Origin of the sequence: Micromonospora parva (assembly GCF_000718515.1) — a bacterium.
In the GTDB taxonomy this organism is placed as follows: Bacteria; Actinomycetota; Actinomycetes; order Mycobacteriales; family Micromonosporaceae; genus Micromonospora; species Micromonospora parva.
Window position 1 is genome coordinate 1 of the sequence record NZ_JNZS01000033.1, and the last position, 23339, is coordinate 23339.

Sequence of the window (23339 nt, forward strand, 5' to 3'; positions counted from 1 at the left end):
CCGCGCCCCCGCGCCCCCGCGCCCCCGCGCCCCCGCCCCCGCCCCCGCGCCCCGCGCCCCGCGCCCCCGCGATCTTGCAGTTTCGGTTGCCGAGAGGCGTGGAATGACCCCTATGTCGGGACAGAAAGTGCAAGATCGCGGCGTGGGGGTGGGGTGGCCTCGTGGGGCCGGGGCCTCGCTCGCTCAGCGGGGGATGATCTCCTGGTCGGCCAGGACAATCAGGTCGTCGGGGCTGGCCGACAGCGGCGCCGTCGCCCCGTCGAGCCACACGAGATAACCCACCGGCGGACCTGACCGACCCCACCGGGCACCGGTGATGGTGGCCGACTTCCCGTGATGTGGCTGCGGAAGCAGGCGTACCCGGGTGCCCGGCGCGTGTCCGTCGTCGGCGACGATGAGCAGCGCGTCGAGGATCTGCCGGGCACCGGCGACCGGCAGCCCCGGAACCCACGGCTCGCCCGCGTGTCCCAGACGCGGCGTCATCATCGTGCTCAACAGCGCGGTCTGCCGGACCGCCTCCTGGCGGACCTGCCCGTCCGCGCTCCGTTCGGCGATGGTCAGCGCCCTCTGGATGCGCGACCAGAGGGCCATCGGCTCCTGGTCGAGCAGGCGACGGGCCTCGCGGTCGATGTCGGCGCAGGCCGTGTCGAGCGCGGTGTCCTCGCCGAGTTCCGCGATCCAGGCGAGGTCCCCCACCTCGGGCAGCAACCCTGGCGACTCCGCCACGACCACTATGTACAGCATCGCGAGCAGTTCCTCGCGGCCCTCGCCGTGATAGAGCGGGCCGACTCCGCTGCCGGTACGCCCCCGGCTGGGCGGGAACCGCTCGACGAGATGCCGCGCCCGGCCGTGTGGCAGGATCGCGGCCCGCCTGCTGTCCGACAACCGCTCCGCGAACGACCGCCGCTCACGACGTTCGACGAGCAGTTGGCGATGCGGGTCGAACCCGATCGGATAGATCGTCCGCCCGTACCTGGAGAGGGTTTCGCCGGGCCGGAGGCCGACCGACTCCAGTTGCCGGGCGGCCTCCGAGTAGGCGACGCCGGCCCGGACGGCATGTTCGCGGATGGCGCGCTTGCGGGCGCGTCCCGGGGCTGGGGTCCGTCGGGGGATGGAATCAGACATGACGCCTCCGGTGCAGCCCCACGCACTCCACCGAACAGGCGGCGCGACCGGCACGCCGGGAGTCGACAGATCGGCGCGGAGTCGGAGACTCTTGGCCCCGGGCATGCGGTTGGGCGTGGGCCACCACATCGGGCGCTGGCAGGCGCTCTGCCGTCGTCAGCATATCGTGCCGCCGACCGTCGGCGTGGCGGTGCGGGCCCCGGCCGCCCTCACCCGCGCGCCCGATGTCAGCCCATGTCGGTGGCGTGTCAGGGCGGTGTCAGCCGGCCCGCGCAGACTCGGCGCATGACAGCTGACCTGGTGATCGAGGCCGAGGGCCTCGTGAAGACATTCGGGAAGACGAGGGCGCTTCAGGGCGTGGACCTCGCCGTACCCCGCGGGACGGTGCTCGGGGTGCTCGGCCCCAACGGCGCCGGCAAGACCACCGCCGTGCGCATCCTCTCCACCCTGCTCACCCCGGACGGCGGAACCGCCCGGATCAGCGGTTTCGACGTGGTCCGGGACGCCGAGCGCGTTCGGCAGAGCATCGGCCTCACCGGCCAGTACGCCTCGGTCGACGAGGACCTGACCGGCCGGCAGAACCTGGAGCTGTTCGGCACCCTGCTGGAGCTGGGCCGCTCGGGTGCCCGGCGACGGGCCGCCGAACTGCTCGACTGGTTCGACCTGACCGACGCCGCGAACCGGCCGGCGAAGACCTACTCCGGCGGCATGCGGCGGCGGCTGGACCTGGCCGCCAGCCTGGTCGGCTCCCCCGACGTGATCTTCCTGGACGAGCCGACGACCGGGCTCGACCCGGCCAAGCGCGAGGACATGTGGGACGTGGTCCGGTCGCTTGTCAACAACGGCTCGACGGTGCTGCTCACCACCCAGTACCTGGAGGAGGCCGACGCGCTCGCCGACGCGATCACGGTGATCGACCACGGCCGGGTCATCGCGCACGACACCCCGGAAGGGCTCAAGCGGGTGGTCGGCGGGCAGACCCTGGAGGTTCGCCCGTCCGACCCGGCGCACCTGCCCCGTACCGCGGAGATCCTGACCCGGGTCGGTTCCGGCGCGCAGGCCGACGAGATCCGCAAGGGCGTGCTCGCGGTGCCGGTCAGCGACGACGCGGCCCTGACCGAGAGCGTCGCGCGGTTCGCCACCGCCGGCATCGCCGTCACCGAACTCTCCCTGCACCTGCCGAGCCTTGACGAGGTGTTCTTCACCCTCACCGGGCGTACGGCGTCCGACGACGACACCACCCGCCCCACGGAGGTCGCGGCATGAGCACCCTCACCGACACAGCGCCCACGACCCGCCGCGGGCTGTCGACGACCGCCCCGAACCCACGGCCGTTGCGGCTGGTCCGGCACTCGTTGGCGCTCGCGAAGCGCAGCCTCATCAAGACCTGGCGTACGCCCGAGGCGCTCATCGACGTCACAGTGCAGCCGGTGCTGTTCCTCGTCATCTTCGTGTACATCTTCGGCGGCGCGGTCGCCGGCTCGACCCACGACTACCTGCAGTTCCTGCTGCCCGGCATTTTGGCGCAGACGATCGCCACCGGCGCCATCGCGATCGGCGTCAACCTCAACACCGACATCGCCAAGGGCATCTTCGACCGGTTCCGGTCGTTGCCGATCCCCCGCTCCGCGCCACTTGTCGGCGCGGTCCTCGGCGACGTCGTCAGGTACGTCATCGTCACCGTGTCGACCCTCGCGATCGGCTACGTGATGGGTTTCCGGATCGACACCGACCCGTTCCGGGCGGTCGCCGGATGTCTGCTCGCGGTGCTGTTCGCGCTCTGCCTGAGCTGGTTGCCGGTGCTGGTGTCGATGAAGGTGCGCACGCCGGGCGCCGTCCAGGGTCTGATGTTCGCGCTGATCATGCCGCTGAGCTTCGCGTCGAACGTGTTCGTCGACGCGGACACCCTGCCGGGCTGGATGCGGACGTTCGTGGACGTCAACCCGATGACCCACCTGGTGGCGTCGGTACGCGGGCTGTTCCTCGGCACCCCGCTCGGCTCACACGTGTGGTGGACGCTCGCCTGGTGCGCCGGCTTCGTGGCGCTGTTCATGCCGTTGGCGCTGCGGGCGTACCGCAAGAAGATCTGAGTCAGGCGAGCAGGTCGTCCATCAGTTCGCGGATCCGGTTGACGGCCGCGGCGGGCGGCCGCTCGCGCCACCCGGTCAGCAACGGCTCACGCTGCTCCTCGTCCCCGAGGATGGCGTTGAGCCGTTCGCTGATCCCGGTGGGGAAGAACATCTCGATGTGGGTGCCGATCCGCTTGGCGAGGACTGACAGTTCGCGGGCGGTGTCGGCGTCGCCCCGGTACGCCGCGAGTTCCGCGCCGCCCGACGCCCACGCCCCGATCACCGGCAGGTCCCGTGAGTTGAGCGCGTCGTCGCGGGTGAGCGACAGCATCGCGGTCGCCTGGACGGCCGGGTCGTCACCCGACGCCGGTCGCGCCTCGGCAACCCGCAGGCAGAGGACGGCCGCCGCGGCCCGGAGCATCGCCCGCGGCTGTGGCTGCGGCCCGGCCCAACCGGCGAGGATGCGGGTCATCTCGTCGACGTGGGTGAGCGCCTCGTCGTAGCGCCCGCGCTGCCAGGCGAGGTGCCCCAGGCCGAGCACCGCCTGCGCGGCGTCCATCTGGTCGGCCTGGCCCGGTGTGGCGGTCTCGCCCAGTCGCCGTTCCGCCTCCGCGTCGCCGGTGAGGGCGAGCTGCACGTCCAGTCGGAGCCGGATCGACCGCGCGTCCTGCGCGGCGCCGACCAGCTCCATGTGGTGCACGCTGCGCGTCAGCCACTCGGCCGACCGGGCGTCTCCGCCCGGGACCAGGAACTGCCCGACGGCACCTGCCGCCATCGCCATGCCCCAGTGGTCGCCGACCACCTCGAAGCGGTGGTACGCCTGCTCGGCGTCACTGATCGACGCTTCCGGCTGGCCGCCGTTCTCGCGTACCGCCGCGCGTGCGAACAACCCGAGCCCCTGCACGTACGGGTCCGGGTGGGCGACCAGCTCGGTCGCGTTCTTCAGGCTCTGCTCCAGGTCGGACGTGTCGAAGCCGGGCAGCGCCGCCGCGAGGGCGGTCAGCCGGGAAGACACCTCGGCGGGTCGTTCGGCCTGGACCAACCGCAGGGCCCGGCGGGCGAGCACGGCGGGCCGCAGGTCGGCGCTGATGCCGGCGTTCACGCTGATCACCACGCACGTCCAGGCCAGCCGGTCGGCGTTGGGCAGTGGCCGGCCGCTGGCCGCACCCCGCAGGATCGCCGACCGCAGCCGCCGCCGGGGGTCGTCGATGTGCAGCAGTCCGCGCGCCCAGCCCAGGACCTCAAGGTGCAGGCCGCGCACCGACCAGAGGTGGAACAGCGCGGTGGCGACGTCGACCGAGGCGGGCTCGTCGTCCTCCCGCATCGCCCAGCGCAGGCCCGCGACCAGGTTGTCCTGCTCGGCGGCGCACCGGTGCAGCGCCTCCACCTGGTCAGGTCCGATGAAGCGGCCGGCGAGCGCGACGGCCTGTTCCCGCGCCCAGCCGACCAGGCCGGCCATGGCCCGGCCCCGGTCGCCGGCCGCGTCCAGCCGGGCTTCGCCGTACTCACGGACCGTTTCGAGCATCCGGTAGCGGGGCGGACCGTCCCCCTCGACCAGGGTCAGCAGGGACTGCTCCACAAGGGTCGCCAGGCCGCGACGGACGTCCGGGACCTGCGCGACGGCGGCGGCGAGGTCCGCGGTGAACGGCGCGGGAATGACAGCTACCCGCTGGAGCAGGTCGCGGTCGTCCTCGGCGAGCAGTTCCCGGCTCCAGTCGACCAGCGCCCACAGGCTGGCGTGCCGCTCGGGTAGACCCCGCAGGGCGTCGTCGAGCAGCGCGAACCGGTTGGTCAGCCCGGCGAGCACGTCGTCGATCGGCATGTGCCGCAGTCGCGCGGCGGCCAGTTCGAGCGCCAGCGGCAGGTTGTCGAGCCGGTGGCACAGGACGAGCGCCCGTTCGGTATCCCAGGTGGGCACGGCGCCGCCGGCCCGTGCCCGCGACTCGACGAGCGCGAGCGCGTCGGGGTCCGGCAGCGCGGTCAGCCGGTGCACCAACTCGCCGACCAGGCCCAGTGGGGCGCGGCTCGTCGCGAGCACCGCGACCTCCGGCGAGGCCGCGGCCACCAGGTCCGCGACGACGACGGCCACCGCGTCGAGCACGTGCTCGCAGTTGTCCAGCACCAGCAACCCGTCCAGGTCCGGCGCGACGGCACGCAGCCGCTCCCCGGGGTTGAGGACCCGACGTTCCAGACCCAGGTTGCCGCCGGTCGCCGTGGTGTCCGCGCCACCGAGCGCGGCGAGCACAGTGGGCAGCACCTCGTCCGGCGAGCGCAGGCCGGCGAGTTCGATCACGCGCACCGCCCGTCCGGCCGCCGCCGTACGCCTGGCCACCTCGGCGGCGAGCCGGGTCTTGCCCGCCCCGCCGGTCGCCACGATCGTCACGACGGGTGCCTCGGTGAGAGCGCCGGTGATGGTCTCGACGTCCCCCTCCCGCCCGACGAGGGCTGCCATCGGACGACGCCACGCGGCGGGCAGCGTGATCCGCGCCGGTTGCCGGGGTGGCGTGGCGACGGGCGGGGCGGTGAGTTCCCCGCGCAGCAACGCCAGGTGGGCGGCGGTGATCACCGGTGACGGGTCGGTGCCGTACCGGTCGGCCAGGTCGGCGCGCAGCCGCTCAACCAGCTCCAGCGCCTCCGCCTCCCGCCCCTGGGCGGCCAGCACCCGCACGAGCAGGGCGGCGGACGGTTCGTCCGGTGGCGTACGCGCGACGAGCCGGCCCAGGTCGGCCTCGTCGAACGGGCCCACGCCGGCGAGTGCCGCCTCGGCGCGCAGCGCGGCGACGTCGGCGAACAGGCGGGTGTCCTCGGCGCCGACCAACTCCGGCACCTCGGGGAACAGGGCACGGGCCTGATCGGCCAGGCCCCGGGCGGCCCGGACGTCACCGCACCGGAGCACGGTGCGCGCCTGGTCGGTGAGCGCGCGCGCCTCGACCGCGTCGACGGTGATCTCCTCGGCGGGCAACCGGTATCCGCCCGGCACCGCGACCACTGGCAAGCCGAGGCGGCGTACCCGGGACACGAGCGCCTGGACGGCGCCTGTCGCGTCGTCGGGTGGCGCGCCGTCCCAGACGGCGTCCACGAGCAGGGTGACGGAGACCGCCCGCCCGCGCGCGTCGACGAGCTCGCGGAGCACCGCCGCGAGCCGTTCACCCCGAACGGGCTGGCCGTCGACGGCCAGGGGGCCGAGGGTCGCGATCTGCACAGACCCAGCATCCCCCACGTGCGCACGGACCCGATGACCACCGGTGCGCCCGGCTGGTCACGGCCACGACCGGCTTGACAGGTGATCGTTTGGTTAGGTTAGCCTAACCTCATGCAGAACGAGTTGGCGTCGGCCAACGGAGCTTGCCGCCTGTCCGGCGTCGACCTCCGTCTGGGTTATCACGGTGTGCCGGTGGTGCACGGTGCCGTGATCGACCTCCGCGAGGGCGCCGTCACCGCACTCGTGGGGCCCAACGGCAGCGGCAAGTCCACCCTGCTGCGGGCCCTGGCCCGGCTGCACCCGATCGAGGCCGGCACAGTGCACCTCGCCGACGGCGTCACCGCCGCCGGTCTCGCCGCCCGGGAGTTCGCCCGGCGGGTCACCCTGCTCGCCCAGAGCCGGCCGGTGCCCAGCGGGGTCACCGTCCGCGACGTCGTCGGCTACGGCCGCCACCCCTACCGGGGGCGCTGGCGCACTGAGGACCCGGACGGTCCCGCCGCCATCGCACGTGCCATGGACGTCACCGGCGTCGCCACGATGGCCGATCGCCCGGTCGACGAACTGTCCGGAGGCGAGTTGCAGCGGGTGTGGTTGGCCACCTGCCTCGCCCAGGACACCCCGGTCCTGCTCCTCGACGAGCCCACCACGTTCCTCGACCTGCGGTACCAGGTGGAGATCCTCGACCTGGTCCGTGACCTCGCGGACGATCACGGCGTCGCCGTCGGCGTCGTGCTGCACGACCTCAACCAGGCGGCGGCCGTGGCGGACGAGGTGGTCCTGTTGCACCAGGGCCGGGTCCGCGCCACCGGCACCCCGGCCACCGTGTTCACCGAGGACGCCCTCACCGAGACCTACGGCATCCGCATCGAGGTGACCACCGATCCGGTCAGCGGACTGGTCACCACCCGCCCCGTCGGGCGGCACCAGATCCGCGCCCTGGTCTGAACACCCCTCATCCCCAGCAGAGAAAGACCGTCATGACCCGTACCCGTTTCACCGCCCTCATCGCCGTCGTGGCCGCGCTGACACTCGGCGCCTGCGGCACCACCGAGAACGCCGCCGCCCCCGAGGCCTCCGCCCCGGCGTCCGGTGGCCCGGTCACCGTCACCGACAGCCGGGGTAAGGAGATCACCCTCAAGGCGCCGGCGACCAAGGTCGTCGGCCTTGAGTGGGGCGAGGTCGAGCTGCTGGTCAGCCTGGGCGTCATGCCCGTCGGTGTCGCCGATCCCAAGGGCTACGGCACCTGGGTCACCTCCGCGAAGCTCGACCCGACCGTCAAGGACGTCGGCGTCCGCGGCGAGCCCAGCGTCGACTCGATCGTCGCCCTCCAGCCCGACCTCGTCGTGATGGAGGACGACCGGGGCGGCGCCATCGTCAGTCAGCTGGAGAAGTTCGTGCCCGTCCTGGTCGCCAAGGGCAGTGACGCCACCGACAACCTCGGCCGGATGCGCACCGACCTCAACATGATCGCGAAGGCGGTCGGCAAGACCACCGAGGCGCAGAAGCTGCTCGCCGACTTCGACACGGCCATCGCCGACGGCAAGAAGAAGATCGCGGACGCGGGGGCCGCCGGCCGCCCGTTCGCCATCGCCGACGGCTGGAAGGAGGGCAGCACCGTCAGCATCCGGATGTTCGGCGAGGGCGCGCTGGTCTCCCAGATCGGCATCCAACTCGGCCTCACCAACGCCTGGACCGGCAAGACCGACGAGGTGTGGGGCCTGGGCCAGACCGACGTCGAGGGCATGACCGTCCTCAAGGACCCGAACACGCACCTGTTCTACAACGCCTCCGACGGCGAGGACGTGTTCGCCGACGGGCTCGCCGGCAACGCCATCTGGACGTCGCTGCCCTTCGTCAAGCAGGGCAACCTGCACAAGATGCCCAACGGCATCTGGACCTTCGGCGGTCCGCTCTCCGGCAAGCAGTACATCGACGAACTCGTCAAGACGTACGCGGTGTGAGCGTGCTGAACGCGCCCCCTCGCCCGGAGCCGGCCATCCGGCCGGCTCCGGGCGGGCGCCCCACCGCGCCCCGCGTCGCCGGTGTCTTCGTCGCCGCCATCCTGCTGCTGCTCGTGGTGACCGCGGTGCACCTCACCCAGGGCACCTCGAACGTCGGCGCACTCGACCTGCTGCGGCTCGCCACCGGCGCCGACGACGAGGCGGCCCGCGTCCTGGTCGCCTCCCGGTTGCCCCGGCTGCTCGCCGGGCTGACCATCGGGGTGGCGCTCGGTTTCGCCGGGGCGGCGTTGCAGTCGATCGCCCGCAACCCGCTGGCCTCACCGGACACCCTCGCTGTCAACGCGGGCGCCCACCTGGCGATCGTCGCCTTCGCCGCGTTCGGCGTCTCGCTGCCCGCGCTGCCCGCCGGCGGCCTCGCCTTCTGCGGCGGACTGGCCGCCGCCGGCCTGGTGATGGCCATGTCCTCCGGTGGGCAGGCCGGCACCACCCGGCTGATCCTCGCCGGCTCGGCGACCGCGCTGGCACTCGGGTCGGTGACGACACTGCTGCTGCTCCTGTTCGAGCAGGCCACCATCGGGCTGTTCGCCTGGGGGAACGGCTCGCTGGTGCAGAGCGACCTGACCTCGCTGACCCAACTCGCCCCGGTGATCGTCGGTGCCGTCGTCGTGCTCGTACTGCTCGGGCACCGCCTCGACATCCTCGCCCTCGGTGACGACACCGCCACAGTGCTCGGCCTCGACGTGCGGCGCACCCGAGTCACCGTGCTGGTCCTCGCTGTGCTGCTCTCCGCCGCGGCCGTCACCCTCACCGGCCCGGTCGGCTTCGTCGGCCTGTGCGCCCCGGTGATCGTCCGGCTGCTCGCGCCAGTGGTGCCGGGGGTGCACCGGCACCGCGTCCTGCTGCCGCTGTCCGGCATCGCCGGGGTCATCATCGTGCTCGGCTCCGACGTGCTGCTGCGGGCCGTGCTGGGCGGGCAGGCCGGTGTCGACATCCCCACCGGCGTGGTCACCACAATGCTCGGCGCGGCGATCCTCATCTGGCTGGCCCGCCGGCACCGCGACGCGGGTCCCACCCGTCGTCCGCCCGGTGGGCACGCGGCGGTCCGCTCCGCCGCCTTCCACCGCGGCGTCGTCGCCGTCGCCGCCGTCCTGACCGTCGCCGCCGTCACCGTCGGCATGCTCGCCGGGGACACCTGGGTGCTGCTCGGCGACGTGCTCAACTGGGTCAACGGCAGCACCGGGCCGGCGTACACCTTCGTGCTGGACCAGCGGTGGCCGCGCGTCGCCGCGGCGGTCCTGGCCGGCGCGGCGCTCGCGGTCGCCGGCACCACGGTGCAGGCGGTCTGCCGCAACCCGCTGGCCGAGCCGGGCATCCTCGGCATCACCGCCGGGGCCGGGCTCGGGGCGGTCGGGCTGCTCACCTTCGTGCCGTTGGCCGGTGTGTGGGCCGTCTCCGGCGTCGCCGGGCTCGGCGCGATGGTGGCGTTCGCGCTGGTCTACGGCCTGGCCTGGCGCGGCGGGCTGAGCTCCGACCGGCTGGTGCTGATCGGCTTCGGCGCCTGGCAGGGCGGCCTGGCGGTCATCACGTACCTGGTCGTCGCCTTCGACCCGTGGAACACCGGGAAGGCGTTGACCTGGCTGTCCGGCTCCACCTACGGCCGGATGCCCGCCCAGGTGCTGCCGGTGCTGATAGCCCTGCTGGTGTTCACCCCGGCCGTGGTCGCCGCCCGCCGGGAACTCGACCTGATGGCACTGGACGACGACACCCCCCGGGTGCTGGGTGTCCGCCTGGAACGCACCCGGTTGATCGCGCTCGGCGCGGCGGCACTGCTCACCTCCACCGCCGTCTCGGCCGTCGGGGTCATCGGCTTCGTCGGCCTGGTCGCCCCGCACGCCGCACGGGCACTCGTCGGCGGCCGACACTCCCGGGTGCTCCCGGTGGCCGCCCTGCTCGGCGCGGCGCTGGTCAGCATCGCCGACACCCTCGGCCGGACGGTCATCGCTCCGGCCCAGATCCCCGCCGGCCTGGTCACCGCCATGATCGGCACCCCGTACTTCATCTGGCTGCTGTGGCGCTCCCGCGCCGTGGCGAGCACCACCCGGTAGCACGCCCACCCGAGTCGAGAGAGGCACCATGACCGAGACCCTGCCCATCGCCCCGTGGCGCGTGTTCACCGTCACCGTCCGCGCGGTACGCCGACTCAGCCCGTCCTTCACCCGGGTGACCTTCACCGGGGCGGACCTGGACCGTTTCGCCGACAACGGCTACGACCAGCGGATCAAGTTGGCGCTGCCGCTGGCCGGTCAGCGCGCGGCGACCCTGCCCCACGGAGCGGACTGGTACGCGCAGTGGCGGGCCCTGCCGGAGCACCTGCGCAATCCGATCCGTACCTACACGGTGCGGGCGGTCCGACCACACCTGGCCGAGGTCGACGTCGACCTGGTGCTGCACGGCGACGGTGGCCCGGCGACGCGCTGGGCCCGGCGGGCCACCGTCGGCGACGAGATCGCACTCGTCGGGCCGGACGCCGGCTACGACGGCAACCACGGCGGGGTCGAGTTCCGACAGTCGGCCGGCAGCACCCTGCTGTTGGCCGGGGACGAGACCGCCGTGCCGGCGATCAGCGGCATCTGTGCCCGGCTCCCGGTGGACGCCCGCGGCACTGTCGTGCTGGAGGTGCCGGAAGCGGCCGACGTGTTGCCGCTGGTCGCGCCGCCCGGCGTCGAGGTCCGCTGGCTACCTCGGGGCACCGGCGGGTACGGCAGCCGGCTGGTGCCCGCCGTCACCGCCGCGGCCGGGGAGCTGCTGGCCAGCGAGGCGTCGAGGGCCGCCCAGCCCGTGCCGGACGTGGACGTGGACACGGAGATCCTGTGGGAGGTGCCGGAGGAGGTGCCCCCGGTGCCGCTGTACGCGTGGCTGGCCGGGGAGGCCGGCGTCATCCGTACCCTGCGCCGGCACCTGGTCGCCGAGCGGGGGCTGGACCGGCGGGCGGTGGCCTTCATGGGCTACTGGCGTCTCGGCCAGGCCGACGTCAGCTGACCGCGCCGCGCACCGGCCGGGCAGGCGCGAGGTGCGTCGGAGGCCGTGAGGCGCGTACCGTTTCGGGTCGGACTTGGGGCGGGCCGGCTGGAGCCGGCCCGGGATACGGGACGAGACAACGACGCATGACGGTGGACAACATTACCGAAAACGGTCAGCACGGTATTGACCGGAGCCGGCTGGAGGCCTGCCTCAGCGTCTTCGATGAGTTGGAGGCACTTCCCTCCGACCATCCCGACGTGGTGCGGGTGCAGCGGGCCACCGCCCGGCTCTACAAGGTGATCAAGCAGCGGCGGCGGGAGGAGCGGCGCGACGCCATCCTCGCCGCCGACCGGGCGGTGACGGAGGCCACCGCCACCGGCGCTCCCGGGCGGATCGACGACGAGACGCAGGGCATTCCGTTGGCGTCCTCGGTGGCGGGCGAGACGGCGGGCTTCCTGCACAACCCGCGCGGGTGCTACGTCTGCAAACAGCGCTACCGCCAGGTGGACGCGTTCTACCACCAGCTCTGCCCGTCCTGCGCCGCGCTCAACCGGGAGCGCCGCGACGCCCGTACCGACCTGACCGGCCGGCGCGCGCTGCTCACCGGCGGACGCGCCAAGATCGGCATGTACATCGCGCTGCGGCTGCTGCGCGACGGCGCGCACACGACGGTGACGACCCGGTTCCCGCACGACGCGGTCCGCCGCTTCACCGCGATGCCGGACAGCGGGGACTGGCTGCACCGGCTGCGCATCGTCGGGATCGACCTGCGTGACCCCGCCCAGGTGATCGCCCTCGCCGACGACGTCAGCAGCCAGGGCCCTCTCGACATCCTGATCAACAACGCGGCGCAGACCGTCCGCCGGTCCCCCGGGGCGTACGCGCAGCTGATCGCCGCGGAGGCGGCGGCCCTGCCGGACGGTCCGCTGCCGGAGCTGATCACGTTCGCCAAGCCGGACGGCCCGGGCGGCCCGGTGGGCAGCCTGACCGCCGGGCCCCAGTCGACAGCGCTCACCCCGCACGCGTTGACCGCGCTGGCACTGACCAGCGGCTCGGCCTCACCGGACCGGATCGCGGCGTCCACCGCCATCGACGCCGGCGGGCTGGTGCCCGACCTCGACTCGGTCAACAGCTGGGTCCAGCGCGTGCAGGAGGTCGATCCGGTCGAGCTGCTCGAGGTGCAGCTGTGCAACGTCACCGCGCCGTTCGTGCTGGTCAGCCGGCTGCGCCCGGCGATGGCCGCCGCGTCGGCCCGGCGCAAGTACGTGGTGAACGTGTCGGCCATGGAGGGCCAGTTCGGCCGCGGTTACAAGGGGCCGGGGCATCCGCACACCAACATGGCCAAGGCGGCGTTGAACATGCTGACCCGCACCAGCGCCGAGGAGATGTTGACCGACGGCATCCTGATGACCAGCGTCGACACCGGCTGGATCACCGACGAACGCCCGCACCCGACGAAGATGCGGCTGGCCGACGAGGGCTTCCACGCCCCGCTGGACCTGGTCGACGGCGCGGCCCGGGTGTACGACCCGATCGTCCGCGGCGAGCAGGGCGAGGACCTGTACGGCTGTTTCCTGAAGGACTACGCGCCCTGCGCCTGGTGATCGACCGATGATCGCCTCTGCACCATGAGGAGAAGAGACATGTCAGCTGACAGTGCATCGTGGCCGACGCTTGACGAGCTGCTGCGCGAGGAGAGCGAGCTGGAGCTCGCGGGCCTGTCCGAGACCGACGCGTACGAGCTGGGGATGCTCGCCGTCACCGCCGCCACCGAGCAGCGGCTGCCGGTCTCGGTGGGCGTGTGGCGGGCCGGACGGCAGCTGTTCCACTGTGGTCTGCCGGGGTCGACGGCGGACAACGACGCGTGGCTGCGCCGCAAGGGCCGGGTGGTGATGCGGTTCGAGCACTCGTCGCTCTACATGGCCCGACTGTGCCAGGACAAGCAGGTGACGCTGGCCGAGCGGTTCGGCCTGCCGGCCTCGCGGTACGCGGCGGCCGGGGGCGCGCTGCCCCTGCGGGTGCGCGGCACCGGCGTCGTGGGCTGGGTCGGTGTCTCCGGGCTGCCGCAGCTGGACGACCACCGCTTCGTGGTCGACATCCTCCGCAAGCTCCCCCGCTAGGGCCGTCCCGGCGGCCTCGCGACGAGGCCGCCGGGCACCGATCAGCGGCCTCGCGACGAGGCCGCGGGGCACCGCTCAGTGGGCGCGACGGTTGGCCCGCAGTGCGCCCAGCAGCACGCTCGGCCGGGCCAGTGAGCTGGGGTGCTCGCGCATGGAGACGACGTCGTTGAACCGTCGCGCGGTCGGCACGTCGGTGACTGTCGCGGCGATGACCTGCCGGCTGGCCCAGCTGGAGAGCCGGTGGCCGCGCGGGTAGGGCCCGTCGACGTGGGGCAACGCCAGGTCCGCCGAGGTCGACAGTGACCAGGCGGCGTCGACCACGACCTTCTGGAGCGCGAGGTAGTGGCGCGCGGGCGCCCGCAGGTCCGGGTGGGACCGGAGGTACGTCGACAGGCACGCTGCGTGCAGGGCCGCCGCCGTCATGCCCTGCCCGTACACCGGGTTGAACGACGCGACCGCGTCGCCGACGCTGACCAGGCCGGCCGGGAACCGCTTGAGCGCGTGGAAGTCCCGTCGCCGGCTGTCGGCGTGGTGGTAGGTCTGGACGTCGCCGATCATCTCCTGGTCGGCGACCTCGCCGAACTCCGGTGGGAACTGCTCCCGCAGGCGGCGGACGAAGTCCTCCGCGGTGCGGCCCGGACGGTCGTCGCCGTAACCGGCCATCATGGCCATCCACCGGCCGTCCTCGATGGCGAAGAACGCCGCCCCGGCCACGTCCAGCCCCGTTCCCGGTGTGTTCAGGGCCAGCACGACGGTGGAGGCCGGGGTGGGCTCCGGACGACGGAACAGGGCGGTCGCGTAGTTGAGGTGCACTGTCATCCGCCGGGTGACCGGTCGCTCCCAGTCGGCCCGCTCCAGCCAGTCGGACAGTTTGCTGGACCGCCCCATGGCGTCCACCACGAGGTCGCCGCGCTCGACACCGGGCACCCTGGCGACCTCGCACCGGACCCCGGTGACCGCGTCGTCGTCGAACGTGAGGCCGGTCGCACGGGCGGTGATCGTCTTGACGTTGGGCAGTCGGAGCACCTGCTGGCGGATCAGGCCCTCCAGCAGCGGCCGACTGCCCGCCAGGCTGTCGGCGTCGTCGGGGACGACGACCTTCAGCCGCCCGTCGAGGTAGTTGCGTCGGGCCGTGGGCGGCGCCTCGATCGCGCCGCGTGCCAGTGCCTCGTCGCGGAAACCGGGAAACAGCCGCTCCAGCTGGAAGAGGCCGCCGGGCAGCAGCGCGTGCAGCTGCGTCCCCTGGGGTACGCCGGGACGCGCGCCGGTCACCTGCGGGTCGTCCCGGTCGATGATGACGACGGTGTCGGCGTGGTCGGACAGCACCCGGGCGGCGAGCAGACCGGCGACGCTGCCGCCGACCACGACGGCCCTTCCCATCGTCGGTGCCGGCTGGTCAGGGGGTCGAGCCGCGTTCAGCTCAGCGAAGACCCGGGATGGGGAGAGGGACATCGTGCTCTCCAAGGGGGTAACGAGGTGTGTGCCCTCCCCGGTCACTGCCCGCGTCCGTGCGCGGGGCAGGCCGGTGGACGGTCGTTCGACGTGATGCCCGCCGATCGTCGCACAACCAAACGAACGGCAACGACCTGTGTCTGCCAGCTGACGCCGTGTCGACCGACGCGTCAAGGGGCTCGGTGTACGGACGGGGCGTCCGACCCGGGTCGGCGGACCGTGCGGTGTGGACCATCGCGCCACACCCTGACACGATACTTGCGCTAGCAGTGCAAATACTTCGTCCGTCAGGTGGAGGATCGATGCACACATCTCGCCGGAGACTGCTCTCCGTGCTGGTCGGGGTCGGAGTGGCCCTCGCCGCCAGCCTGTCCGCCGTCGCCGTCCCCCGCGCCGCCGAAGCCGCCGCCGCACCGACGTACCGTCCGGTGATCTTCATCCACGGCAGCGCGGGGTCGGCGGCCCAGTTCGAGTCCCAGGCCAAACGGCTGGCCAGCAACGGCTACCCGATCGACATCATCGAAGCCCACGAGTACGACTCCCCGAACGTCGCGGCGGTCCTGCCCCAGCTGTACGCGGGACTCGACGCGCGGATCTCCCGCCTGCTGGCGACCAGCGGCGCGGACCGGGTCGACCTGGTCGCGCACTCGCTGGGCACCTTCGTCACCCAGGGCTACCTCACCAGCTCGCCGGAGCGCGCCGCCCGCGTCGCGCACTACGTCAACCTGGACGGGCGCACCGCCGCCGCCCCGCCGGGTGGTGTGCCCACCCTGGCGATCTGGGGCGAGGGCGACCCGGCCCGCGCCATCGTCGGCGCGACCAACGTGCACCTGTCGGACCAGTCGCACACCCAGACCGTGTCGTCGGCGGAGTCGTTCACCGAGGTCTTCCGATTCCTGCGGGGCCGCGCGCCGCACACGACGCGGATCGTGCCCCAGCTCTTCGGCACCGCCCTGGTCTCCGGACGCGCCGTGCTCTTCCCGAGCAACGTCGGCGTCACCGGTGCCACGCTTGAGGTCTACCCGGTCAGCCCGCTGACCGGCGGCCGGCTGTCACACCGGCCCGCGCATCGGCTGTCGCTCGGTGGCGACGGCTCGTTCGGCCCGCTCCCGGTGCTCGCCACGGCCCGCTACGAGTTCGCCATCGTGCGCCCCGGCGCGGCGACGCACCACTTCTACTTCCAGCCGTTCCTGCGCTCGGACTCGTTCGTCCGCCTCGCGACCAGCGTGCCGGGCGAGGGCCTCAGCGCCCTGGTCGACACCAGCGACCGGCACACGGCGCTCACCATCCAACGGCAGAAGGAGTGGTGGGGCGACCAGGGCGACGCCGGTGACCGGCTCTGGATCAACGGCAGGGATGTCCTGAACGCGGCGAACACCCCGCGCGCCAAGCGGACGATCGGCATCTTCGCCTTCGACGACGGCAGCGATGGCGTGACGGACCTGACGGCCCCGCTGCCGGAGTTCTTCAGCCAGACCTTCATCACCGGCATGGACGTCTTCATCCCGGCGACGCCGGCACACCTCGGCCTGGTGCGGATCACCGTGGGTCAACGCGGTGGTGGCCATGAGGTGATCAACGTGCCGAACTGGAAGTCGAGCACCGACCGGGTGACGGTCACGGTGGACGACTTCTGACGGCGTCCCCCGGGGCGGCCCGGCCACCTCGAACCGCGAGGATGGCCGGGACCCGCCCGGGGGGTTGTCAGACGGTGGCCGGGACGCGCACCCGCTGTCGTCGTCCGACGGCGAAGCTGACCAGCCCCAGGACCAACCCGACGACCGCCAGGACGACGCCCACCCGGGCCGGCGCGAGGTAACCGAGGCCGGCGGCGATGGCAACGCTGCCCAGGGCGGCGCCGAGGCTGTTCGCGATGTTCATTGCCGACTGGTTGAGCGCCGCGCCCATCAGCTGCGCTCCCGGTGCGACGGTGATCAGGCGCGCCTGGAGGACCGGACCGAGATAGAGGCTGGTCGCGCCGACCAGGAACGCGCCCACGAACAGACCGACGCGGGTCGACGCCACGAGGCTGAACACGGCGATGCTCACGATCATCGCCACGAAGCCGATGACCATGCTGCGCCGCAGGTCGCGGTCCGCCAACCAACCGCCCAGGGCATTGCCGACGGTCATCCCGAGACCCACCGCCACCAGGGCCCACGGCACCGTCGCGGCGGAGAGACCGGTGACGTCGGTGGTGACCGGCGCGATGTAGGTGTTCACCGCGAAGAAGCCGGCGAAACCGACAGCGCCGGTCGCGGCGACCAGCCAGACCTGCGAGGTCCGCAGCGCCCGCAGCTCGGCCGCCGGCGAGCCGTCGACCGCCGCGGCGACCTCCGGCACGACCGCCAGCACCGCCAGCAGGGTGAGCAGGAAGAAGCCGGCGATGACCAGGTACGCCACCCGCCAGCCGGCCGCCTGCCCGAGCCGCGTGATGAGGGGTACGCCGACCAGGTTGCTCACGGTCAGACCACCGAGCACCGTGGCGAACCCACGCGCCTCGTTGCCGGGGCCCATCAGGGTCGCCGCGAGCAGACCGGCCGCACCGAAGTACGCGCCGTGCGGCAGCGCCGCCGCGAACCGTGCCACCAGCACCAGGTCGAAGGTGGGGGCGAGCGCGGAGGCGACGGTGCCGACGGCGAACAGCACGAGCAGCCCGAGGACGAGCTTCTTGCGGGGCAGGCGCGCGCTCAACGCGGCGATCAGCGGCGCGCCGACGACCACACCGAGCGCGTACGCGGTGATCATCCATCCGGCGCGGGCGACCGCGTCCGACGACGACTGCGCGTACTCGTGCGGAAGCAGACCGCGGGCGATGTCGGGCAGCAGCCCCATCGCCACGAACTCGGTCAGGCCGACCGCGACGCCACCCAGTGCCAGCGCGGCCAGTGCCGCCAACCGCCGACCTCTGCTCAACTCGATCACCGAAAAAATTTAGCAACAGCGTTGCGTAATAGGGTGGTGAGATGACTCGCGTCACTGCCGACGTCACCTTCCTGCGCGGCTACAACCAGGCACTGGTCATGGCGGTGGGGCGTACCGCCGGCACCTTCGAGCGCGCCACGGTGGTCGAGGCCACCGGCCTGACGCCACAGGCGGTCTCCAAGGTCATCGCCCGGTTGACCGCCGACGGCCTGATCCGCCCCGCCGGTGTCCGACGTCCGGGCATCGGCAAGCCCGCCGTCGTCTACGAACTCGTCCCGGACAGCCGGTACGCCATCGGCGCGCACGTGGCCCGGCGCACACTGCGGCTCGTCCTGGTCGACCTGGCCGGCACCGTGCACCACTCGGCGGTCAGCCCACTGCCCCGCGACTTCACCCCGGAGCAGCTCCTCGACGCCCTGGCCACCGGCGTCGACACGATGGCCGGCGTCGGCGACCTGCGGGGCCGGCTCACCGGGCTGGGCATCGGCATGATCGGCCCACTCGACCACGCCAACGGCCTGGTCCGCGACGCCCACGGCCTACGGCACTGGCACGACGTACCGCTGCGCGAGATCGCCGAGAAGCACCTGGGTCTCCCCGTGCACCTGGACAAGGACGTCACCGCCGGGATCACGGCGGAGGCCTGGCGGCACGGCGCGACGTTCGGCGACGCGGCCCTCATCATGGTCGAGTCCGGCATCGGCGCGGGCTTCTGGCTGGGCGGCGCGACCCACCGGGGGGCGCACACCAACGCGGGCGAATTCGGCCACACCGTCGTCGACCTGACCGGGCCCCGCTGCGTCTGCGGCCGGCACGGGTGCCTGGAGATCGTGCACCAGCACGCCGCCGAGGCCGGGGACGTCGCACACGCCGCCCGGGTGCTGGCCGTGGGCGTGGTCAACCTGCTCCAGACCCTCGACCTCGCGCACGTGGTGCTGGCGGGCGCGGACCTCCTCCGGCACCCGCAGACCTACCTCTCGGCGGTCACCGGAGCCGTGCAGGCCGACGCACGGCGTGCGGCCTGGCTCAGCACGAGGGTGACAGTGTCCAGCCTGGGCGCGGACGTGATCGCCGCGGGCGCCGCGATACAGGTCCTCGACCAGCACTACGGCATCCCGGCGCTGGCAGCGAGCTGACCGCCGACCACCGGCGCCGCTACGAGTCCGGCGTACCGGTGTCCGTGTAGGCGCAACCGCTGGCCGGGCCCTCGCTGAGCGCGATGACCCTGTCGAGCCGCTCGCGCGCCTGCTGGAGTTGGGTGATCTGCCGCTCGATGCGGTCGCGTTCGGCGCGGAGCATGGCCCGCGACTGCGGTGTGTTGACCTTCGCGTCGACGCACGGCAGCAGGTCCAGGATGGTCCGGCTGGACAGGCCGGCGGCGTACAGCATCTGGATCAGGCGTACCCGGTCGATGGCCTCGTCGAGGTAGTGGCGCTGGCCGCCACCGCTCCGGGCGGCGGTCAGCAGGCCCTGCTCCTCGTAGTAGCGCAGGGCTCGTACCGACACCCCGGTCTTCGTGGCGAGTTCCCCGATCCGCATGGACCCCTCCCCCGGCTGGTGACGCCAGTCACCCAACCTCGCCCCTCACATGAACGTCAGGTTTCACCGTAGCTCGTATGGTGCTCGTCCCCAACCCGGCCGGGAGCCCGTCAGGCAGGCGCCGCGACGGCGCGGTGCCTCACTGGCAGACCCGCCACTCGCCGTCCTCCTTGACCAGCGTCATCACCTGGCTGAACTGCGCGCCGGTGACCTCCTGGACCGCCTCGACGTGGGCGGTCGCGGTGACCCGACCGTTGTAGTTGCTGATGTTCACCCCGGTGATCTCGTAACTGCGGACCTTCAACTGCGCGCCCTGGACCCGGGCGAAGTAACGCAGCACAACGCCAGCAGGGCGCCGACGACGATCAGGACGGTTCGAAGCGTCCGGTTGGGCCTCGGGCCGAGCACCATCATCGGCTCGTACGTCATGGCCCGGAGGGTAGAGCCGCCGGACAAGCGGTGCGTCCGCCGACGGACGCCGGTGGTTCAGCCGCCGGCGGCGGACGGCCCCGGCGTCGGTGCACCGTCCGCTACCGCGCGGGCCGGCGGCGTCGCCGCCCGAAGATCCGTGGGTACGGGTAGTGCGCTGCCCTTGATGAACTGGGCCCAGCTGGTGTTCCAGGCCGTCCAGCCGTTGCCCGGCTGGAGCCGGACCTCGGTGCCGGTGACGGTGACCAGGTCACCGACCTGGGTGACGCCCATCAGCCAGTCGGCGTTGGCCGGCGAGATGTTCGTGCAACCGTGCGAGACGTTTCGGTGTCCCTGATCCGACACCGACCAGGGCGCCCCGTGGATGAACTCGCCGCCCCAGGTGAGCCGTTGGGCGTCAGCGACGTCCACCACGTAGCCGCCGTTCGGCTCGCCGCGCGTGTCGAACGTGGTCTGCTGGTGCTTCTCCATGATCACCATCTTGCCGCTGGACGTGGGGGTGCCCCGCTTGCCCAGGCTGACCGGGATCGTGCGGATCAGCTTGCCGTCGCGCAGCACGCGCATCTGCTTGGTGGCGTTGTCGATGTCGAGCGCCACCTGCCGTCCGATCCGGGACGTCGCGGTGCGGTCGGCGTCACCGATGTGACTCCCGCCGATCGGTAGACCCGCCAGGCCGGCCCGGACACTGATGGTCGTGCCCGGCCGCCAGAGGTCGCGAGCCCGGTAGTAGACCTGACTGCCGTCGTCCACCCAGGACCACACCCCCGGCTGGGGTGGGTTCGTGGTGACGAACAACCGACGCTGCACGTCGGCGCGGGCCTCGCGGGCGATGGGTGGCTCGAAGCCGATGGTCACTGGCATGGCAGTGCCGTAGGTCCGCTTGTCGGCGATGGACAACGTGCTGGTCACCTGCGGCTTCGTCGACGCCGCCGCAGTGGTGAAGGTGGTGGTGCGGGTGGTGGTCCGCCCGGAGTCGGCGGTGGCGGTCACCATCGCGGTGTAGGTGTGCCGCGGCCGCAGCGCAGCGGTCGGCACCCAGGCCGAGCGGTCCTCCCGTGGCTCCGCGCTGACCAGCGTGCCGGTGTCGTCGACAAGGCGTACGGCGGTGATCTTCCCGCCCGTGACGAGCGGCACCACCTCGGCGCTGAGCGGCACGTCCCGGGACAGGTCGGCGGGCGCGACGGTCAACTCCGGCGCCGGGGCCACGCGCTCGGCGGGGCGGGCGGCAGGCTTCCGCTCGGCGGTGCACCCGCCGAGGACCAGAGGTGTCGCCGCGACGGTCACCGCCACCAGCGCCATGCGCCTTCGTATCCCCATCCACCGTCCCCCGGCCTTCGTGTTCTCCGTGGCGGCAATTCTCTCCGCGCCGACGACGCGGTGCGCTGTTTCTCGGGAATCACGCAACGAAGGTGGGACCGTCCGGCGGAGACGGCCGCCGGTGCGCCGCCCTTTCGTGACCCGCGGGACAACGAAGCGTGATGGTGCCATGGAATGCTGCCGACATGCGGAGAAGACGACGTCCATGGATTCTGCTACCGCTCCCCCTCCTCCTGCTGACCGCCTGCACCCCGGCGGATGAGCCGCTGGTCGCTCTCGCCGTCCAGGATGGCCGACCGGTCGGCGTGCTGGTCACCTGCGACGACGATTTCGCTCAGCTCGGCGTGTTCGAGAACGACCACCCCAACGATGCGTCCGCTCGCCCCCTGGTCAGGTGGAGAGTCAACGGTCCGCCCGCGACCGAGGTCGTGGAGGTCGCTCTGCTGGGCCAACCGCCACAGGGCTGGAAGGTCGCTGACCCTGTCGACCTCCCGGCGGCGGAGGCAGGCATGGACGTGGACGTCGAGCCACTCACCGAACTTCGACCCGAGGTCACCTACAGCGTCAGCGGGTCGAGTCGCCGTGACGCCATCTCGGTGGACTTCACCCTCGCGGACCTGCCGCGCATCGGGCCGGACCAGGTGCTCGCGCCGCACGGACGTGACTCGACGAAGGTCGTCTCCCGGGACGCGTTCCTGCGCAAGGCGCGCGACAGCTGCTGACCGGGCCCCGCCGACCGGCCCGGAAGGTGGAGTGCCGCCGCAGCCGCCGATTACAGTTTTTCGAAGAGAGACAGAGAATTGAGATGGAGTCGACATCGAAACGACTCCACAAAGCCGAACAGGCGATCGCTGAGCGCTATTTAAGCGAGAATTAATCGTTTCAGTAGGAAACGAGCAGGGGGTCGACTCGTATTCTTCGGGCTCGGAAGAAAGGTGCGCCCCCCATTGATGAATCTCCTATCCACCCCTCGACACCGCCGTTGGGTCACCGCCCTGCTGGTGGTGAGCGTGGCGCTCGTCGGCGGCTGCAAGGAAACACCGGCCACTCCTGGCGCGTCCGGCCCGTCCAGCGACACCGGCACCGGCTCGCCCGGCCCGGCCGCGCCGACGGCCACCGCACCGGGCGACCCGTCGGCCACAGCGGGCGCCCCGGGCCCGTCGGCCACCCCGTCCGCGCCGGGCACACCGGCGACCCCGGCGACCAGCACCGCCCCACCCACCGTCTCCGGAGGCTGGATCACCATCGACGCGGCCGCGCAGGCCGCCGCGACGAAGGCGTTCTTCGCCCGCAAACCCAAGCCGGTGACCGGAAACCCGGTCGCGGTGCCCGAGTTCAACGTCGGCTGTACGACCAGTCACCACAACAGCGACGACCCGATCGTGCTGCCCAAGTTGGTGGGCGCCTCGCACAACCACACCTTCTGGGGCAACAGGTCGACAGACGCCACCTCGACCGCCGAGTCGCTGCGGGCGTCGAAGGCGACCACCTGCAACTCGCCGGACGACCAGTCCGCCTACTGGGTGCCGACGATGTACCAGAACGGCAAGGTCGTGGACCCGAAGGAGGTGACCGTCTACTACGGTTCCCGTCTGAAGGACCCGAGCAGAACCCAGCCCTTCCCGTTCGGCCTGCGAATGATCACCGGCGACGCCAAGAACCAGGTCGACACCCCGGACAAGCAGGGTAACCATTTCTGGTGTGCCGGCATCGGCGGCGAGATCGGCCGCAGCGCCGACAAGACGTTCCCGGTCTGCGCCAAGACCGCGAACATCGTCCGGCAGATCACCTTCCCGGACTGCTGGGACGGCAAGCACCTGGACAGCCCCGACCACAAGGCGCACATGGCCAACGGGGACCACACCGGGGCCTGCCCGAAGAGCCACCCGGTGCCCGTGCCGTCGGTGTCCTTCGTGATCTCGTACCCGTTGAGCGCGAACACCGACGGCATCACCCTCGCCTCCGGCACGTCGTTCTCCATGCACGCGGACTTCTTCAACGCGTGGCGGGACGAGGCGCTCGCCGCACGGGTGCGCAACTGTCTCGACCAGGGCGTGAAGTGCGACTCGGCAGGCAACTTCTGAGCTGACCTGGCCCGGCCGAGCGTCGCGGGTCAGCGGTCGGAGAGCGGCGAGGTCTCCGGTGGATGGTTCGGCGATCCTGCCGAACCGGGCACCGG

Annotated in this window: 19 protein-coding genes; 12 read left to right on the forward strand and 7 right to left on the reverse strand. The window is 72.3% G+C overall.

Annotated features, from left to right (window positions below):
* Window positions 1-183: 183 nt before the first annotated feature.
* Entirely contained in the window at window positions 184-1125 is a 942-nt protein-coding gene (locus tag IF22_RS0129675; RefSeq protein ID WP_030337637.1) for a hypothetical protein, read from the reverse strand.
* Window positions 1126-1410: 285 nt separating this feature from the next.
* Here IF22_RS0129675 and IF22_RS0129680 point away from each other — a divergent pair, with 285 nt between their 5' ends.
* Window positions 1411-2391 (forward strand): daunorubicin resistance protein DrrA family ABC transporter ATP-binding protein, encoded by a 981-nt coding sequence (locus tag IF22_RS0129680; protein WP_030337638.1) that lies wholly within the window; start codon window positions 1411-1413, stop codon window positions 2389-2391.
* On the forward strand, window positions 2388-3215 hold the full coding sequence (locus tag IF22_RS0129685; protein ID WP_030337639.1) for an ABC transporter permease: 828 nt from the start codon (window positions 2388-2390) through the stop codon (window positions 3213-3215). The genes IF22_RS0129680 and IF22_RS0129685 overlap by 4 nt, the downstream gene beginning before the upstream one ends.
* A gap of 1 nt (window position 3216) precedes the next feature.
* Here IF22_RS0129685 and IF22_RS0129690 read toward each other — a convergent pair whose 3' ends face one another.
* Window positions 3217-6396, reverse strand: a complete 3180-nt coding sequence (locus IF22_RS0129690; RefSeq protein WP_030337640.1) for an ATP-binding protein — start codon at window positions 6394-6396, stop codon at window positions 3217-3219.
* Between the two features lie 111 nt (window positions 6397-6507).
* Between IF22_RS0129690 and IF22_RS0129695 the strand changes: the two genes are divergently transcribed.
* The 6 genes from IF22_RS0129695 (at window position 6508) to IF22_RS0129720 (ending at window position 13498) form a co-directional block, all read left to right on the forward strand.
* On the forward strand, window positions 6508-7341 hold the full coding sequence (locus tag IF22_RS0129695) for an ABC transporter ATP-binding protein (protein ID WP_030337641.1): 834 nt from the start codon (window positions 6508-6510) through the stop codon (window positions 7339-7341).
* A 32-nt stretch (window positions 7342-7373) separates the two neighbouring features.
* Entirely contained in the window at window positions 7374-8357 is a 984-nt protein-coding gene (locus tag IF22_RS0129700; protein WP_030337642.1) for an ABC transporter substrate-binding protein, read from the forward strand.
* A 5-nt stretch (window positions 8358-8362) separates the two neighbouring features.
* Complete coding sequence (locus tag IF22_RS0129705; RefSeq protein ID WP_030337643.1) at window positions 8363-10462, forward strand: iron ABC transporter permease; 2100 nt, start codon at window positions 8363-8365, stop codon at window positions 10460-10462.
* Between the two features lie 28 nt (window positions 10463-10490).
* The gene (locus tag IF22_RS0129710; RefSeq protein ID WP_030337644.1) at window positions 10491-11396 is read left to right on the forward strand and encodes a siderophore-interacting protein; all 906 of its coding nucleotides are present in this window, start codon (window positions 10491-10493) and stop codon (window positions 11394-11396) included.
* A 125-nt stretch (window positions 11397-11521) separates the two neighbouring features.
* A complete protein-coding gene (locus IF22_RS0129715) occupies window positions 11522-12982 on the forward strand; it encodes an SDR family oxidoreductase (protein WP_030337645.1) in 1461 nt (486 codons plus the stop codon).
* Window positions 12983-13021: 39 nt separating this feature from the next.
* Window positions 13022-13498, forward strand: a complete 477-nt coding sequence (locus IF22_RS0129720) for a heme-degrading domain-containing protein (protein WP_030337646.1) — start codon at window positions 13022-13024, stop codon at window positions 13496-13498.
* A gap of 75 nt (window positions 13499-13573) precedes the next feature.
* Here IF22_RS0129720 and IF22_RS0129725 read toward each other — a convergent pair whose 3' ends face one another.
* Window positions 13574-14950, reverse strand: a complete 1377-nt coding sequence (locus IF22_RS0129725) for an FAD-dependent oxidoreductase (RefSeq protein WP_030337647.1) — start codon at window positions 14948-14950, stop codon at window positions 13574-13576.
* A gap of 302 nt (window positions 14951-15252) precedes the next feature.
* On the opposite strand from IF22_RS0129725, the gene IF22_RS0129730 reads away from it, so the two are divergent.
* The gene (locus tag IF22_RS0129730) at window positions 15253-16587 is read left to right on the forward strand and encodes an alpha/beta hydrolase (protein ID WP_030337648.1); all 1335 of its coding nucleotides are present in this window, start codon (window positions 15253-15255) and stop codon (window positions 16585-16587) included.
* 67 nt (window positions 16588-16654) lie between these two features.
* Here the strand turns inward: IF22_RS0129730 and IF22_RS0129735 are convergent, their stop codons facing one another.
* Window positions 16655-17875: an MFS transporter gene (locus IF22_RS0129735; protein WP_036412593.1), complete on the reverse strand. Its 1221-nt coding sequence runs from the start codon at window positions 17873-17875 to the stop codon at window positions 16655-16657.
* A gap of 41 nt (window positions 17876-17916) precedes the next feature.
* On the opposite strand from IF22_RS0129735, the gene IF22_RS0129740 reads away from it, so the two are divergent.
* Entirely contained in the window at window positions 17917-19011 is a 1095-nt protein-coding gene (locus IF22_RS0129740; protein ID WP_030337650.1) for an ROK family transcriptional regulator, read from the forward strand.
* A 19-nt stretch (window positions 19012-19030) separates the two neighbouring features.
* On the opposite strand, the gene IF22_RS0129745 is transcribed toward IF22_RS0129740, so the two are convergent.
* The 3 genes from IF22_RS0129745 to IF22_RS0129755 form a co-directional block, all read right to left on the reverse strand.
* Window positions 19031-19414, reverse strand: a complete 384-nt coding sequence (locus IF22_RS0129745) for a MerR family transcriptional regulator (RefSeq protein WP_030337651.1) — start codon at window positions 19412-19414, stop codon at window positions 19031-19033.
* A 139-nt stretch (window positions 19415-19553) separates the two neighbouring features.
* Window positions 19554-19754: a nuclear transport factor 2 family protein gene (locus IF22_RS0129750; RefSeq protein WP_030337652.1), complete on the reverse strand. Its 201-nt coding sequence runs from the start codon at window positions 19752-19754 to the stop codon at window positions 19554-19556.
* Between the two features lie 146 nt (window positions 19755-19900).
* Window positions 19901-21160 carry a L,D-transpeptidase gene (locus IF22_RS0129755; protein WP_030337653.1) on the reverse strand — a complete coding sequence of 420 codons (1260 nt, stop codon included), beginning with the start codon at window positions 21158-21160 and terminating at the stop codon, window positions 19901-19903.
* 185 nt (window positions 21161-21345) lie between these two features.
* On the opposite strand from IF22_RS0129755, the gene IF22_RS0129765 reads away from it, so the two are divergent.
* Window positions 21346-21882, forward strand: coding sequence for a hypothetical protein (locus tag IF22_RS0129765; RefSeq protein WP_156057978.1), 537 nt, complete (start codon window positions 21346-21348; stop codon window positions 21880-21882).
* A gap of 228 nt (window positions 21883-22110) precedes the next feature.
* Window positions 22111-23244: a DUF1996 domain-containing protein gene (locus IF22_RS33445; protein WP_081884160.1), complete on the forward strand. Its 1134-nt coding sequence runs from the start codon at window positions 22111-22113 to the stop codon at window positions 23242-23244.
* Window positions 23245-23339: the final 95 nt, after the last annotated feature.

Excerpts from the sequence above, each read along its gene's own strand:
- IF22_RS0129695 (WP_030337641.1), top strand. The coding sequence starts at position 6,508 with ATGCAGAACGAGTTGGCGTCGGCCAACGGAGCTTGCCGCCTGTCCGGC.
- IF22_RS0129715 (WP_030337645.1), top strand. The coding sequence starts at position 11,522 with ATGACGGTGGACAACATTACCGAAAACGGTCAGCACGGTATTGACCGG.
- IF22_RS0129720 (WP_030337646.1), top strand. The coding sequence starts at position 13,022 with ATGTCAGCTGACAGTGCATCGTGGCCGACGCTTGACGAGCTGCTGCGC.
- IF22_RS0129700 (WP_030337642.1), top strand. The coding sequence starts at position 7,374 with ATGACCCGTACCCGTTTCACCGCCCTCATCGCCGTCGTGGCCGCGCTG.
- IF22_RS0129710 (WP_030337644.1), top strand. The coding sequence starts at position 10,491 with ATGACCGAGACCCTGCCCATCGCCCCGTGGCGCGTGTTCACCGTCACC.
- IF22_RS0129730 (WP_030337648.1), top strand. The coding sequence starts at position 15,253 with ATGCACACATCTCGCCGGAGACTGCTCTCCGTGCTGGTCGGGGTCGGA.
- IF22_RS0129725 (WP_030337647.1), bottom strand. The coding sequence starts at position 14,950 with ATGTCCCTCTCCCCATCCCGGGTCTTCGCTGAGCTGAACGCGGCTCGA.
- IF22_RS33445 (WP_081884160.1), top strand. The coding sequence starts at position 22,111 with ATGAATCTCCTATCCACCCCTCGACACCGCCGTTGGGTCACCGCCCTG.
- IF22_RS0129680 (WP_030337638.1), top strand. The coding sequence starts at position 1,411 with ATGACAGCTGACCTGGTGATCGAGGCCGAGGGCCTCGTGAAGACATTC.
- IF22_RS0129765 (WP_156057978.1), top strand. The coding sequence starts at position 21,346 with ATGCGGAGAAGACGACGTCCATGGATTCTGCTACCGCTCCCCCTCCTC.
- IF22_RS0129675 (WP_030337637.1), bottom strand. The coding sequence starts at position 1,125 with ATGTCTGATTCCATCCCCCGACGGACCCCAGCCCCGGGACGCGCCCGC.
- IF22_RS0129740 (WP_030337650.1), top strand. The coding sequence starts at position 17,917 with ATGACTCGCGTCACTGCCGACGTCACCTTCCTGCGCGGCTACAACCAG.
- IF22_RS0129745 (WP_030337651.1), bottom strand. The coding sequence starts at position 19,414 with ATGCGGATCGGGGAACTCGCCACGAAGACCGGGGTGTCGGTACGAGCC.
- IF22_RS0129685 (WP_030337639.1), top strand. The coding sequence starts at position 2,388 with ATGAGCACCCTCACCGACACAGCGCCCACGACCCGCCGCGGGCTGTCG.
- IF22_RS0129755 (WP_030337653.1), bottom strand. The coding sequence starts at position 21,160 with ATGGGGATACGAAGGCGCATGGCGCTGGTGGCGGTGACCGTCGCGGCG.